This is a genomic window from Agromyces sp. NPDC058484, from assembly GCF_042720415.1.
GTDB lineage: Bacteria > Actinomycetota > Actinomycetes > Actinomycetales > Microbacteriaceae > Agromyces.
Genome location: NZ_JBHXMP010000004.1, coordinates 148,918 through 161,662 on the forward strand (window position 1 = coordinate 148,918; position 12,745 = coordinate 161,662).

The window sequence follows — 12,745 nt, forward strand, 5'->3', positions numbered from 1 at the left end:
GCTAGCGCTCTTCGTGCCCCCGGTCGAACACCTCGGGGTCGAGCACGAGGTGCTCGGCCTCCTCGTGGTCGGTGACGACGTCTTCGCCGGCCGCCGCGGCCTTCTTCGCCTTGTGCCGCTCGCTGAAGTAGTGCCAGGCGGTGATGGCCGCGGTGCCGCCGACCGCGACGAGCAGGATGATGTCGATGTACTCGCGCACGAGGTACTCGACCGGCGGTATGAAGCCGATGAGGTAGCCGAACATGGTCAGGCCGAAGCCCCAGACGACCGCGCCGATGAAGTTGTAGACCGAGTACTTCGCGCGCGGCATATGGCCGACGCCGGCGGCGACCGGGGCGAATGTGCGCACGATGGGCACGAATCGGGCGAGGATGATCGTGAGTCCGCCGAACCGCTCGAAGAACGCGTTCGTGCGTTCGACGTTCTTGACGCTGAACAGCCCTGATTCCTTGCGTTCGAACACCGCGGGCCCCGCCTTGTGCCCGATGTAGTAGCCCACTTCTCCGCCGACGAACGCCGCCAGCCCGATGAGGAGCGCGACCCACCACACCGAGACGCCGAAGACGCCGTTCGGCGCCGCCGGCGACGAGTGCGACAGCAGGCCCGAGATCACGAGCAGCGTGTCTCCGGGCAGGAGGAAGCCGATGAGCAGGCCCGTCTCGGCGAACACGATGAAGCACACCACCAGCAGCGCCCACGGACCGGCCGCGGCGATGATCGACTCGGGATCGAGGAATGGGATGAGCGCGGTGTGGATCATGCATGGGCTCCAGTCGTCGGACACGGCGGAACGCCGAGTCCAAAGGCGGCGTGGTGTCGTTGCAGTCTACCCAGCGGATGCCGCGGCCGACTGGGTGCGCGCACTGAATCATCCGCGAGGATGACGCCGGCCCGCGGCATCCGCTCGCTTCAGCGCGCGAGCGCCTCGAAGATCGCGCTGTTCAGCCGGAACGACTCGCGCACCTCGGCGACGAGCACGTCGACCTCGTCGGGGGTGAGGGCGAGCGCGTTCATGGCGTCGCGGTAGCCGCGCTTGTAGCGCACGACCCCGTCGCCGGCGACCTCGAAGCGATAGAAGCCGAGCTGGTCGGGCGTCGCCCCGTAGTGGCGGGCCACGAGTGCGGCGATGGCCTGCCCGCCCGAGAGGTCGCCGAGGTAGCGCGTGTAGTGGTGGGCGAGATAGCGCACGTCGTCGTCGGCGATCGAGCGCAGGTGCGCCGCGTACGCCGCCGTCTCGGGAAGCGGCGGGTGGCTTTCACGCCAGTCGGATGCCTCGAGCGCGGCGAGGTCGGCATCGATGGCGGCCATGCGAGCCAACGCCGGGTCGAACACGGCGGGATCGCCCGGCCGGCTTCCGCGCTCCTCGAGTGCCTCGTACACCCACGCGAACTGGGCGAGGTAGCGGACGTATTCGGCGAGCGAGAGCCTGCCGTCCATGAGCGCGGTGATGAATCCCCGGGTCTCGGCGGCGCGATGGTCGTCGGCGGATGCCGCGCGCACGAGTGCGGCGACGTCGCGGGCTTCGGCGGCCGGGGCCTCGGCGGCGGGGGGAGCGATCGTCATGTCGGTGCCTTCACTGCTGAGTTAGGTAAGGATTACCTCACAAGCCTAGGGGGTGGAGCGCTCGGAGCGGAAGGGAGTGCATGCCCCGACGGCGATGGGAATTCGGATGTCGGGAGTGGCCGGTACTCTCGCCGGATGAGGCACGGATTCATCTTCACCGGCACCGAGCCGACCCTGGCGGTGGAGCTCGCGCGGCTCGCCGAGGCATCCGGATGGGACGCGTTCTTCGTGTGGGAGGGCATCTGGGCGACCGACCCGTGGGCCACGCTCGCCGCCGCTGCGATGGTCACCGATCGCATCCGCCTCGGCACGATGCTCACCCCGGTGCCGCGGCGACGCCCGTGGGAGCTCGCCGGGCAGACGATGACGGTCGACCGGCTCTCGAACGGGCGGGTCATCCTCTCGGCGGGGCTCGGCGTCGGGCAGGAGGTCGAGCCGAGGTTCTGGATCTTCGAAGACGACCCCGGGCGCAAGGTGCGCGCCGAACTGCTCGACGAGGGGCTCGAGCTCATGCAGCAGCTCTGGCGCGGCGAGCCGTTCACGCACGAGGGCGAGCACTTCCACGCGCACCGCACCCACACGATGCTGCCGCCGACGATCGTGCAGGAGCCGCGCATCCCCACGTGGGTCGTGGGCGTCTGGCCGCGCATGCGTTCGATGTGCCGCGTCGCGCGGTACGACGGCTGGATCCCGAACTACGCGCCGCCGAACGCCGACGGCATCGACCCGCTCGTGCAGCAGCGCACCTACACGCCCGAGGTCGCCGCCGAGGCGATCGCGTGGATCCGCGGCGAGCGCGAACGGGCAGGTCTCGCAGACCGTCCGTTCGAGATCATCCAGGAGGGCACCACGAGCGGTGTCGACCCGGTGGCGGATGCCGGGGTCGTGCGCCCGTGGGCCGATGCCGGCGTCACGTGGTGGCTCGAGGCCGACTGGCAGGTCCCGGCCGCTGCGGTCGAGGACTACGCCCGCGCCCGCCTGCGGGCAGGGCCGCCGCAGCTCTAGTCGAGCTCCGCTCGTCGGGACGCGTCTGCCGTAACGGGCGCGCCGCGCGCAGGACTGCGCATCTACGCGCCGACCAGTGGGCGGATGTCGTCGAGCTCTGCGCGGTGCGCGGCCGACTCGATCTCAAGGTCGTAACGAGTTTGCAGATTCATCCAGAATCGAGGACTCGTTCCGAACGCACGCGCGAGCCGCAATGCGGTGCTCGGCGTGATCGACCGCTTGCCATGGACGATATTGCCGATGCGTGGCGCGGACACGCCGATCGCCTTCGCAAGGGCGTACTGGGAGAGCCCAAGGGGCTTCATGTAGTCCTCGAAGAGGATCTCCCCAGGGTGGATCGGGGCATGTGCATCTGTCATGAGGACCCTCCTTCAGTGGTAGTCGATGATCTCCACGTCTTCAGGACCGGAAGATGTCCATGAGAAGCAGATCCGATATTGGTCGTTGATGCGAATGCTGTGTTGCCCGGCGCGATCACCGCTGAGCTTCTCGAGCCGGTTCCCGGGCGGAGATGCGCAGTCACTCAACGTCTCCGCTGCGTCGAGGATGAGCAGCTTCCGGTGCGCCATCCGTTGGAGGTCGTGCCCGAAGCGACTCACGTGTCGACGTTGCCAGACGTTCTGCGTGTCCTCGTTCGCGAACGACTGGATCACTCCTCGATAGTAACGTGGCGCGTTATGAACGTCAAGCGTTACTATGGAGGTCGCCGACTCGAGGTATTGATGGGGGTGCACACCGAACTCGGCCTTGGTGCGGAAGGAGGGATTTGAACCCTCACGCCCGAAGGCACAGGAACCTAAATCCTGCGTGTCTGCCGATTCCACCACTCCCGCGAGTGCCCGATCAGTCTAGGCGAACGGGTCACGACGCCCCCGGCATCCGCTGCCGTGCCCTGCGGCCCGCCTCTACCGCTCGCCGCCCTCACGTGCGACGATGCACGGGAGACTGGGGGGCGCTCGCATGGTTGACACGTATCCGAACATCGCCGACCACGGGCTGATCGGCGACCTGCAGACAGCCGCGCTGGTCGACACGAACGGCACGATCGACTGGTTCTGCGCCCCGCGCTTCGACTCGCCGAGCATCTTCGCGTCGCTGCTCGACGCCGAGCGGGGCGGGTTCTGCAGCGTCCGTCCGGCGACCGACGACTATGTGACACGCCAGCTGTACCTGCCGAACACCGCCATCCTCATCACCCGCTTCATGACCGAGGCCGGTGTCGGCGAGGTGATCGACTTCATGCCGGTCGCCGGCGGCGAGGCGACCGATCGCCACCGGCTCGTTCGACTGGTGCGCGTCGTGCGCGGCACGATGGACTTCGTCGCAGAGATCCAGCCCCGGTTCGACTACGGCCGCCAGCCGCACACGATCGAGCCCACGCTGGGCGAGGGGGCGATGTTCCGCTCCGCCGACCAGGCGCTCACCGTGCATCGCGTCGGCGAGTTCGTGCTCCACGGCACCGAGCGCGCCGGGCACGTCGAACTGGCGGGCGACGGCATCCGTGTCACCGGGTCCCTCAACGCCGGCGAGATCACCGGCGTAGTGCTGGAGACCGGTGGGGTTCCGCCGAAGCGCATCTCACCTGACGAACTGGTCGAGACGTTCCGCGAGACCAGACGCTACTGGCGCGAATGGAACAACCACTCGACCTACCGGGGACGATGGCGCGAGATGGTCGCCAGGTCGGCGATGACGCTCAAGCTGATGACCTACGCGCCGACCGGCGCGCTCGTGGCGGCGCCGACCGCCGCACTGCCCGAGCAGGTGGGCGGCGAACGGAACTGGGACTACCGCTACACCTGGATCCGCGACGCGTCGTTCTCGGTCTACGCCCTGCTGGGCCTCGGCTACACCGAGGAGGCCGAGGCGTTCGTCGCGTGGATCATGGACCGCATCCAGGAGAGCGTCGGCGAAGACTCGGGCCCCCTGAAGATCATGTACCGCGTCGACGGCTCGTCCGACCTCGTCGAGGAGACGCTCGGCCACCTCGCCGGGTATCGGGGCTCGGCCCCCGTGCGCGTCGGAAACGGTGCCGCCGACCAGCTCCAGCTCGACATCTACGGCGAGGCGATGGACTCGATCCACCTCGCCGACACCCACGGGCTCGAGCTTCCGCACGTCGGCTGGACCCAGATCAGGGACATGCTGGATTGGGTCTGCGACAACTGGGACACGCCCGAGGAGGGCATCTGGGAGACGCGCGGCGGACGCAAGAACTTCACCTACGGCCGGTTCATGTGCTGGATCGCGCTGGATCGCGGCATCCGTCTCGCTCGCCTTCGTGGCCGGCCGGCGTCGATCGAACGCTGGACGGAACAGCGCGACGCGATCTACGTGCAGATCATGTCGAAGGGATGGCACCCGAAGCGGGGCGCGTTCGTGCAGCACGACGACACCGACGTGCTCGACGCGTCGCTGCTCGTGATGCCGCTCATGGGGTTCATCGCCCCGCGCGACCCGATGTGGCTCTCCACGCTCGACGCGATGGACGAGGAGCTCGTCTCCGACAGCCTCGTCTACCGCTACGACCCGAGCGCCTCTCCCGACGGACTCAGGGGCTCCGAGGGCACCTTCACGCTCTGCTCGTTCTGGTACGTCGACGCGCTCGCCCGCTCCGGGCGTCTCGACGAGGCGCAGCTCGTCTTCGAGAAGATGTTGACCTACTCCAACCACTTGGGTCTCTACGCCGAAGAGATCGGGCTCACGGGGGAGCAGCTCGGCAACTTCCCGCAGGCGTTCAGCCACCTCTCGCTCATCAACGCAGCCATGAACCTCGACTACCAGCTCGACCACGGGTCGGGGTTCGTGGATCCGGTGCTGAGCAAGGGCCGACGCGACGTGAACCACGCCTACGATTCGGAGGGGTGACGATGGCAGCGATCACGGATGCCGCGGCGGCCGCGAAGGGCGACGTGCTGGTGATCTTCGGCATCACCGGCGACCTCGCGAGAGTGATGACCTTCCGCTCGCTGTACCGGCTGGAGCGGCGCGGGATGCTCGACTGCCCGATCGTGGGCGTCGCCGTCGACGACTGGAGCCTCGACCAGCTCATCGAGCGCGCCCGCACGTCGATCGTCGCGACGGGGGAGCCGTTCGACGACGCGGTGTTCGGGCGACTCGCGGCACGGCTGAGCTACGTGCAGGGCGATTTCGCCGACGCGGCGACCTACCAACGCGTCGGCACGGCCATCGGCGCCGCAACGCTCCCGGTGTACTACCTCGAGATCCCGCCCGTCCTGTTCGCGACGGTCGTGAAGGGGCTCGCCGATGCCGGCCTAGCCGAGCGCGGGCGTGTCGTCGTCGAGAAGCCGTTCGGCCACGACCTGGCGTCGGCACGGGCGCTCGCCGTCGAGCTGCACCGGTACATCGACGAGTCGCAGCTGTACCGCATCGACCACTACCTCGGCAAGATGGGCCTCGAGGAGATCGTCTACCTGCGGTTCGCGAACACGATGCTCGAACCCGTCTGGAACCGCAACTACGTCGACTGCGTGCAGATCACCATGGCCGAGGACTTCGGCATCGCAGGCCGCGGTCACTTCTACGACCCGGTCGGCGCCCTGCGCGACGTGGTCGTCAATCACCTCATGCAGGTCGTCGCAGCGGTGGCCATGGAGGCTCCGGCTCACGGGGACCCGCAGACCCTCAAGGACGCGCAGCTATCGCTGTTCCGCGCCGTGGACGAAGCTGACCCCATGTACTACGTCCGTGGGCAGTTCGACGGGTACCACGATGTCGAGGGCGTCGCCGCCGACTCCACCACCGAGACGTTCTGCGCCCTGCGGCTCGAGATCGAGAACTGGCGCTGGTCGGGCGTGCCCTTCTTCATCCGTGCCGGCAAGGAGCTGCCGGTGACGGCGACCGAGGTGCGGCTGTGCTTCAAACAGCCGCCGAGGCTCGGCTTCGGGCTGCGCGACGCCGCCGGCCAGCCCGATCAGCTCGTGATCAGGCTCGACCCGTCGACTGGCGTGCGCATCGCGCTCAATGCACGGCGAGCGGATGCCCCGTTGACCCGCGCGATCGACCTCGACGTGGAGTTCGCGGCCGCGGGCGGCGAGGGTCCGACCCCGTATGAAGTGCTGCTTCACGCCGCGATGGCGGGCGTCAGTCCTCGCTTCGTGCGACAGGATTCGGTGGAGGAAATGTGGCGCGTCATGCAGCCGCTCCTCGACGATCCGCCGCCGGCGCGCGCCTACGCTCCCGGCACGTGGGGCCCGCGGGAAGCCGACGCGCTCGTCGCCGACTACAGCGGGTGGCGGGAGCCGTGGCTCTGAGCATTACTCGCCCGTGGGTTTGAAGATGACCCCTGAGGCTCCGATGAGCCAGCCCAGCAGTGACAGCGCGAAGGCATTGACGAGCTCCGGTGCCGCACTCTCACGGAACAGCCACGTCGCGAACACGGCCAATCCGATCGCGAGGTAGGCGAAGACCGCGACGTACGTTTCGATCCGAAGGCTCTGCGCTACTGCGACGACACTGAATCCGGAGTCCCCCTTGATCGCCCTGACTTCGGCGACGGCGAAACCGAGTGCCGATGCGGTCTGCGTGCCGAGCGTCGTGGCGAGCACACCCGCCGCGACGACCAATCCGTCTCCCAGTACCACTGCCGGCGCCTCTTCCGACGGGATGAAGGACCACACCTGGATGAGGACTGCGGCCCAGGCGCCGACGAAGACGAGGATGATGACGCCCGCGATGATCGGAAAGAGAGCCTTCTGGAGCCAGTTCGCGCCCGTGCTCGTCATGTGCTTCTCCAATCCGAGGACCGAACCGCGATTGCTGCGACAGTAGCGCGCCGCGCGGCGCTGCCGGCTTCCCGACGCGCCGGATGGTGCCGCGGACTCGAGCGCTGTGGATAAGTTCGCGGCGTGACATCCGACGACCCCCAGTATTGATGCCATGACCGACCCAGTGCGCACCATCGCCGACCGCGTGCGCACGAGGGTGCTGCGTGAGGGCGTGGACCTCGCCGCCGACGGCACCGTCGCCGCGAGGTACGCCACCGAGGAGGTGCGCCGCTACAGCGAGCGCGCACTCGGCGGCGCTCACGCGCAACTCGGCGACGAGGTCGGCACCGCGCGCGACGTCGTCGCGGCAATCACCGGGTACGGCCCGCTGCAGGCGTACTTCGACGATCCATCGGTCGAGGAGATCTGGATCAACGCGCCCACGCGCGTCTTCATCGCACGCAACGGCGTCGCCGAGCTCACGACGGTGGTGCTCTCCGACCGCGAGGTGCGTGAGCTCGTCGAGCGGATGCTGCAGCACTCGGGCCGCCGGGTCGACCTCTCGTCGCCCTTCGTCGACGCGTCACTGCCCGACGGTTCGCGGCTGCACGTCGCGATCCCCGACGTCACGCGGGCGCACTGGGCGGTGAACATCCGCAAGTTCCAGCGACGCATCCGCTCGCTCGCCCAGCTCGTCGAACTCGACTCGCTCACGCGGCAGGCGTCGGAGTTCCTGCGCATGGGCGTGTTGGCCGGCGCCAACATCCTCGTCTCGGGCGCGACCCACACCGGCAAGACCACGATGCTGAACGCGCTCATGTCCGCCGCGCGCAACGACGATCGGGTGGTCACCGTCGAGGAGACGTTCGAGCTCGACCTCGACATGCGCGACCTCGTGTCCATGCAGTGCCGGCAGCCCAGCCTCGAGGGCACCGGGGAGATCACCCTCCGGCGCCTCATCAAGGAGGCGCTGCGCATGCGGCCCGACCGGCTCGTCGTCGGCGAGGTCCGCGAGGCCGAGAGCCTCGACCTCCTGATCGCCCTCAACTCGGGCATGCCCGGCATGTGCACCATCCACGCGAACTCCGCGCGAGATGCGCTCGCGAAGCTGTGCACGCTGCCGCTCCTCGCCGGCCGCAACATCGACTCGGCCTTCGTGGTGCCCACCGTCGCCAGCTGCATCGACCTGGTCGTGCACCTCGGCATCGATCGCGACGGCACCCGGCGGGTGACGGAGATCGCCGCCACCACGGGAGCGACCACGGATGCCTCGGTCGACGCCGAGCCGATCTTCCTGAGGCGGGCCGGTTCGCTGGAGCCGACGGGCCTGCGACCCAGGAGGCTCGAGAAGTTCTCCGCGGCGGGACTCGACCCCGAGATCGTGCTCGGCCGAGGAGCCGCATGAGCCTCATCCTCGGGGTCACCCTCGGACTCGGGTTGCTCCTCGTCTTGTCGCCGCTGCTGTGGCCGGCGAAGCCGTCGGCGGCTCCCGCACGCAGACCGATGGACGGCATCCGCGACCACCTCGCGCTCGCCGGGCTCGGGGCCGTGCCGCTGCCGGTCGTGGTCGTCGTGTGCCTCGTGCTCGCGGCGCTCGGCGGCGCCCTCGCCCAGGCGGTGCTCCAGATTCCGATCCTCACGTCCATCGCAGCGGTCCTCGGCGCCGGGCTCGTGCCGGCGCTGGTCGCTGCCCGGGCCGCACGCCGCCGTGCCGCGAATCGCGCCATCTGGCCAGACGTCGTCGACCACCTCGTCTCCTCGGTGCGAGCCGGCATGTCGCTTCCCGACAGCGTAGGAGCCCTGGCAGAGCTGGGCCCGCCGACGACACGAGCGGCGTTCGCCGAGTTCGACGCCGACTACCGCCGAAACGGCAACTTCTCGCTGTGCGTCGACCGCCTGAAGGTCGCCCTCGCTGACCCGATCGCCGATCGCATCCTCGAGACGCTCCGGATGGCGCGCGAGGTCGGCGGCAGCGATGTCACCGCGGTGCTGCGCGGACTCGCAGGATACCTCCGCGAAGATGCCGCGCTCCGAGCCGAGGTGGTCGCACGGCAGTCGTGGATCCGCAATGCCGCCAGGCTGGGCGTCGCGGCGCCCTGGCTGCTGCTCGTCGTGCTCGCCTCGCGACACGAGACCCTGGTGGCCTACGACTCCGTGGCCGGAAGCCTGCTCATCATGGTGGGCGTCGTCGTCACGCTCGTCGCGTATCGCGCGATGATCGCCCTCGGGCGCCTTCCCGAGGAGCGCCGATGGTTCCGCTGAGTGCGGCCGCACCGCTGAGCGTGCTCCTCGGGGTACTGCTCGGCCTCGGGCTCTGGCTCGTCAGCTCCTCGATGCCGCGCATCGGGCGGCCGCGTCTCGTCGAGCGCGTCGCCCCGTACGTCGCCGACCGGTCGCCCGAGGCGCGGGCGATGCTCGCACGTCGACCATCCGACCCGTCGCCGGTCCTCGGATTCGTGATCACGCCGGCGGCGCGACGGCTCCGTACCGTTGTCTCCGAGTGGCTGGGCGGCAACGAGGTGATCGCCAAGCGACTGCGCCAATCGGGCTCGACGGCAACCATCGAGCGGTTCCGCGCCGAGCAACTCGCCTGGGCCGCCGCAGCGTTCGTGAGCGCCTCGGCGGTCGCCATCGCGGCACCGACGTTCAGCGGCCTTCCTCCGATGGTGCGTATCGCGTTCCCGATCGTGTCGGCCGTGATCGGCGCAGTGCTCCGCGACTGGATGCTCCAGCGCAGCGCACTCCGCCGCCTCGCCCGCATCTCGTCCGAACTGCCCACCGTGCTCGAGTTCCTGACGCTGAGCCTGACGGCCGGTGAGGGAATGCTCGATGCGATCCGCCGCGTCGCGGACGCCGGCTCGGGTGAGATTCCCGCGGAGTTCCGGCGGGTCGTCACCGAGGTCGGCGCGGGCGTCCCCTTGGGGCGGGCGTTGGCCGACCTCCGCGACGGGCTCGACCACCCGGCGCTGTCCCGCGCCCTCGACCAGGTCCTGGGCGCGCTCGAGCGGGGCGCGCCACTCGCAGCGGTGCTCCGCGCGCAGGCCGGCGATGCCCGGGAAGAGGCCAAGCGCACGATCATCGAGCTCGCGGGTCGCAAGGAGATCGCGATGCTCGTTCCCCTCATCTTCCTCATCCTCCCCGTGACGGTGGCGTTCGCGCTCTTCCCGGGTTACCTCGTGCTCCAGGCCGGCTTCTGATGCCGGGACTCATGATGTCGTGCCGACGCTCCGATCGGTGCGCCGACGAAAGGAATCCTCATGCGAGCGTCGATCATCAAGCGGCTGCGCGACGAGCGGGGCGACGTGCCCGGCTGGGTGCTCATCACCCTCATGACGGCCGGCCTCGTGATCGTGATCTGGGGATTGGCCGGGCCCGCGTTGAGCGGCGTCTTCGACCAGGCGATCAGCCGAGTCCTCGGTTTCTGAGCGCTGCTGCCGGCAGGGCGACGGGTCTCGCCCGCGCACTCGCCCGCGACGAGCGCGGTTCCGCCGTCGCCGAGTTCACGCTCGTGGGCATCTTGCTCACGGTGCTCGCCCTCGCGGTGGTGCAGCTCGCCCTCGCACTGCACGTGCGGAACACGCTGCTCGACGCGGCTGCCGAGGGAGCCAGGTACGCGGCACTCGCGGGCTCCTCGGTCGGCGAGGGAGTCGGTCGCACGAAGGACCTCATCGCGGCGGCGATCTCAGCGGAGTACGCCGGCGACGTCACCGCGAGCCAGACCTCGGTCGGCGGCGTCCCCGCGATCGAGGTGACGGTTCGCGCGACCCTGCCCGTCGTCGGCCTGCTCGGCCTCCAGCGCGGATTGGAGGTCTCGGGTCATGCCGCGATCGAAGCACTCGATTGAGGTCGCGTCCCGGTGGCGCTGCACTCGCGGGCTCCGCGCCCTCGCGTGCGAGCAGGGGTCGGCCTCGCTCGAGTTCCTCACCGTGGGCATCATCCTGCTCGTGCCGCTCGTCTACTTGGTGCTCGCGCTCGCTGCCGTCCAGGCCGGTGCGCTCGGCGTCGAGGGAGCGGCTCGGCAGGCCGCCCGTGTCGCGGTGATCGCGGCCGATCAGGGGGCGTCGGATGCCGCGGTGGACCGCGCTGTGCGCGTGGCGCTCGCCGACTACGGGATAGATGCGGGCGCGGCATCCGTCACCGTGCGTTGTGATCGCGCGGACTGTCTCGAGCCGGGCGCGAGGGTGAGCATCTCGGTGGATGCCCGCGTCGAGCTTCCACTCGTGCCCGATTTCCTCGCGGTCACCGCCGTGGGCAGCGTGCCCATCGAGGCGACCGCGACGCAGACCGTGTCGCGGTTCGCGGGAGCCGCCGGGTGATCAGCCGCGTGCGTCGGCGGTTCACCCGCGACCAGATCACCCGCGAGGAGACGGGGTCCACGTTGCTGCTCACGATCTTCTTCTGCTTCCTCGGCCTCTCCCTCGTGCTCGTGGTCGCCTCGGCGACCACGCTGTACCTCGAACGCAAGCGACTGTTCTCCGTGGCCGACGGGGCGGCGCTCGCCGCCGCCGAGGCGTGGGCGCTCGACGCGGTCCGCATCGACGGCGATCGGCTGGCGATCGAGCTCGACGATGCCGACGTACGCAGCGCCGCCGCCGATTACCTCGCCGATGCGGCAACCGATCTCGACGACGTCGAACTCGTACATGCCGCATCCGGCGACGGGCGAAGCGCAACGGTCACGCTTCGCGCGGTCTGGCGTGCGCCGATCCACACCGAGCTCCTGCCCGTGGCCATTCCCATCGAGGTGACGGTGACGGCGCGGTCGGTGTTCCACTGAAGCCACAGTGGCAGGACGCACAGACTCCGGGGCGGGCGGGCAGCTCGGCTATGAGGTGGACCCGGGCGGCGGTTCCTCAGTCACCGGTGGTGGCGACGTATCCCTCGGTGACCTCACCCTTGTGGGCCGCGAACGCGGCAAGTACCTCGCCCTTCTCCCGTTGGGGCACCCCGACGACGTCGAGCGTTCGGCCGAGTTCGGCGGCCACCTCGTCGAACTCGTCGGGGGAGATGTGAAACCTGCGATGGGCCTCTTCCAAGCCGAGGGCGGTGCTCCCGGGCTCGGTGGCGGTGTACTGGAACGGCCCGCCGGCCACATTGCACACCCACAGGGTGCGCATGAACTTCAGGCCGGGAAGCCGTTCCAGGTTCTTCGTGTGCCACTCCCGGAGGTCCGGGTTCTCCGACTGCTGACCGACGATCGGGTTGTTCACGACGGCGTCGCTGAAGTGGTCGACGACGGCGGCGATGGCGAAGACGCCGCCGAGTCGTTCGTAGAGGCTGGGCTCGGACATGGCTGGTCCCTCGATCTTCTCTGCCCTGATCCGGTGACCCCGTCGCTGCGAGACGGGTCCACCCTTTCTATAGTCAGGATTGGTTAGTTATACAACGAAGCATCGCCCGGTGTCAACGGGTGCGGTATCCGCTGCGGTGCGAGATCGGGCGCAGTCTCG

16 protein-coding genes and 1 tRNA gene are annotated in these 12,745 nt (G+C 69.2%); 10 read left to right on the forward strand and 7 right to left on the reverse strand.

The features are described from left to right. Nucleotide 1: 1 nt before the first annotated feature. Together ACFWN7_RS05230 and ACFWN7_RS05235 are read right to left on the reverse strand one after the other, a co-directional pair. Nucleotides 2–760 (reverse strand): DedA family protein, encoded by a 759-nt coding sequence (locus tag ACFWN7_RS05230; protein ID WP_376937668.1) that lies wholly within the window; start codon nt 758–760, stop codon nt 2–4. 149 nt (nt 761–909) lie between these two features. After that, entirely contained in the window at nt 910–1,563 is a 654-nt protein-coding gene (locus ACFWN7_RS05235) for a heme oxygenase (biliverdin-producing) (protein ID WP_376937669.1), read from the reverse strand. Nucleotides 1,564–1,698: 135 nt separating this feature from the next. Between ACFWN7_RS05235 and ACFWN7_RS05240 the strand changes: the two genes are divergently transcribed. Then, nucleotides 1,699–2,568 (forward strand): LLM class flavin-dependent oxidoreductase, encoded by an 870-nt coding sequence (locus ACFWN7_RS05240; protein WP_376937670.1) that lies wholly within the window; start codon nt 1,699–1,701, stop codon nt 2,566–2,568. A 62-nt stretch (nt 2,569–2,630) separates the two neighbouring features. On the opposite strand, the gene ACFWN7_RS05245 is transcribed toward ACFWN7_RS05240, so the two are convergent. From ACFWN7_RS05245 to ACFWN7_RS05255, 3 genes are all read right to left on the reverse strand, one after another. Further along, nucleotides 2,631–2,927 (reverse strand): HigA family addiction module antitoxin, encoded by a 297-nt coding sequence (locus tag ACFWN7_RS05245; protein WP_376937671.1) that lies wholly within the window; start codon nt 2,925–2,927, stop codon nt 2,631–2,633. 12 nt (nt 2,928–2,939) lie between these two features. Continuing rightward, complete coding sequence (locus tag ACFWN7_RS05250; RefSeq protein ID WP_376937672.1) at nt 2,940–3,221, reverse strand: type II toxin-antitoxin system RelE/ParE family toxin; 282 nt, start codon at nt 3,219–3,221, stop codon at nt 2,940–2,942. 95 nt (nt 3,222–3,316) lie between these two features. Continuing rightward, a tRNA-Leu gene (locus tag ACFWN7_RS05255) sits at nt 3,317–3,401 on the reverse strand. A gap of 127 nt (nt 3,402–3,528) precedes the next feature. On the opposite strand from ACFWN7_RS05255, the gene ACFWN7_RS05260 reads away from it, so the two are divergent. Both ACFWN7_RS05260 and zwf read left to right on the forward strand, forming a co-directional pair. Next, the gene (locus ACFWN7_RS05260; RefSeq protein WP_376937673.1) at nt 3,529–5,436 is read left to right on the forward strand and encodes a glycoside hydrolase family 15 protein; all 1,908 of its coding nucleotides are present in this window, start codon (nt 3,529–3,531) and stop codon (nt 5,434–5,436) included. 2 nt (nt 5,437–5,438) lie between these two features. Next, nucleotides 5,439–6,842, forward strand: a complete 1,404-nt coding sequence (gene zwf, locus ACFWN7_RS05265) for a glucose-6-phosphate dehydrogenase (RefSeq protein ID WP_376937675.1) — start codon at nt 5,439–5,441, stop codon at nt 6,840–6,842. Nucleotides 6,843–6,845: 3 nt separating this feature from the next. Here zwf and ACFWN7_RS05270 read toward each other — a convergent pair whose 3' ends face one another. Further along, nucleotides 6,846–7,313: a hypothetical protein gene (locus ACFWN7_RS05270; protein ID WP_376937677.1), complete on the reverse strand. Its 468-nt coding sequence runs from the start codon at nt 7,311–7,313 to the stop codon at nt 6,846–6,848. Nucleotides 7,314–7,467: 154 nt separating this feature from the next. On the opposite strand from ACFWN7_RS05270, the gene ACFWN7_RS05275 reads away from it, so the two are divergent. From ACFWN7_RS05275 to ACFWN7_RS05305, 7 genes are read left to right on the forward strand one after another with little or no spacing between them, the layout of a single operon-like run. Then, the gene (locus ACFWN7_RS05275; RefSeq protein ID WP_376937678.1) at nt 7,468–8,700 is read left to right on the forward strand and encodes a CpaF family protein; all 1,233 of its coding nucleotides are present in this window, start codon (nt 7,468–7,470) and stop codon (nt 8,698–8,700) included. After that, nucleotides 8,697–9,557, forward strand: coding sequence for a type II secretion system F family protein (locus tag ACFWN7_RS05280; protein ID WP_376937679.1), 861 nt, complete (start codon nt 8,697–8,699; stop codon nt 9,555–9,557). Before ACFWN7_RS05275 ends, ACFWN7_RS05280 begins: the two co-directional genes overlap by 4 nt. Continuing rightward, nucleotides 9,545–10,492, forward strand: coding sequence for a type II secretion system F family protein (locus tag ACFWN7_RS05285; protein ID WP_376937680.1), 948 nt, complete (start codon nt 9,545–9,547; stop codon nt 10,490–10,492). Before ACFWN7_RS05280 ends, ACFWN7_RS05285 begins: the two co-directional genes overlap by 13 nt. A gap of 60 nt (nt 10,493–10,552) precedes the next feature. Further along, nucleotides 10,553–10,720 (forward strand): hypothetical protein, encoded by a 168-nt coding sequence (locus ACFWN7_RS05290; RefSeq protein ID WP_376937681.1) that lies wholly within the window; start codon nt 10,553–10,555, stop codon nt 10,718–10,720. Continuing rightward, nucleotides 10,717–11,139: a TadE/TadG family type IV pilus assembly protein gene (locus ACFWN7_RS05295; protein ID WP_376937739.1), complete on the forward strand. Its 423-nt coding sequence runs from the start codon at nt 10,717–10,719 to the stop codon at nt 11,137–11,139. The genes ACFWN7_RS05290 and ACFWN7_RS05295 overlap by 4 nt, the downstream gene beginning before the upstream one ends. Further along, on the forward strand, nt 11,114–11,611 hold the full coding sequence (locus tag ACFWN7_RS05300; RefSeq protein WP_376937682.1) for a TadE family protein: 498 nt from the start codon (nt 11,114–11,116) through the stop codon (nt 11,609–11,611). The genes ACFWN7_RS05295 and ACFWN7_RS05300 overlap by 26 nt, the downstream gene beginning before the upstream one ends. Beyond that, nucleotides 11,608–12,072 carry a pilus assembly protein TadG-related protein gene (locus tag ACFWN7_RS05305; RefSeq protein ID WP_376937683.1) on the forward strand — a complete coding sequence of 155 codons (465 nt, stop codon included), beginning with the start codon at nt 11,608–11,610 and terminating at the stop codon, nt 12,070–12,072. The genes ACFWN7_RS05300 and ACFWN7_RS05305 overlap by 4 nt, the downstream gene beginning before the upstream one ends. Nucleotides 12,073–12,148: 76 nt before the next feature. Here ACFWN7_RS05305 and ACFWN7_RS05310 read toward each other — a convergent pair whose 3' ends face one another. Next, nucleotides 12,149–12,586 (reverse strand): group 1 truncated hemoglobin, encoded by a 438-nt coding sequence (locus ACFWN7_RS05310; protein ID WP_376937684.1) that lies wholly within the window; start codon nt 12,584–12,586, stop codon nt 12,149–12,151. Between the last annotated feature and the right edge of the window lie 159 nt (nt 12,587–12,745).

Coding starts and splice junctions, on each gene's coding strand:
- ACFWN7_RS05230 (WP_376937668.1), bottom strand. CDS start 760: ATGATCCACACCGCGCTCATCCCATTCCTCGATCCCGAGTCGATCATC.
- ACFWN7_RS05235 (WP_376937669.1), bottom strand. CDS start 1,563: ATGACGATCGCTCCCCCCGCCGCCGAGGCCCCGGCCGCCGAAGCCCGC.
- ACFWN7_RS05240 (WP_376937670.1), top strand. CDS start 1,699: ATGAGGCACGGATTCATCTTCACCGGCACCGAGCCGACCCTGGCGGTG.
- ACFWN7_RS05245 (WP_376937671.1), bottom strand. CDS start 2,927: ATGACAGATGCACATGCCCCGATCCACCCTGGGGAGATCCTCTTCGAG.
- ACFWN7_RS05260 (WP_376937673.1), top strand. CDS start 3,529: ATGGTTGACACGTATCCGAACATCGCCGACCACGGGCTGATCGGCGAC.
- zwf (WP_376937675.1), top strand. CDS start 5,439: ATGGCAGCGATCACGGATGCCGCGGCGGCCGCGAAGGGCGACGTGCTG.
- ACFWN7_RS05270 (WP_376937677.1), bottom strand. CDS start 7,313: ATGACGAGCACGGGCGCGAACTGGCTCCAGAAGGCTCTCTTTCCGATC.
- ACFWN7_RS05275 (WP_376937678.1), top strand. CDS start 7,468: ATGACCGACCCAGTGCGCACCATCGCCGACCGCGTGCGCACGAGGGTG.
- ACFWN7_RS05280 (WP_376937679.1), top strand. CDS start 8,697: ATGAGCCTCATCCTCGGGGTCACCCTCGGACTCGGGTTGCTCCTCGTC.
- ACFWN7_RS05285 (WP_376937680.1), top strand. CDS start 9,545: ATGGTTCCGCTGAGTGCGGCCGCACCGCTGAGCGTGCTCCTCGGGGTA.
- ACFWN7_RS05290 (WP_376937681.1), top strand. CDS start 10,553: ATGCGAGCGTCGATCATCAAGCGGCTGCGCGACGAGCGGGGCGACGTG.
- ACFWN7_RS05300 (WP_376937682.1), top strand. CDS start 11,114: ATGCCGCGATCGAAGCACTCGATTGAGGTCGCGTCCCGGTGGCGCTGC.
- ACFWN7_RS05310 (WP_376937684.1), bottom strand. CDS start 12,586: ATGTCCGAGCCCAGCCTCTACGAACGACTCGGCGGCGTCTTCGCCATC.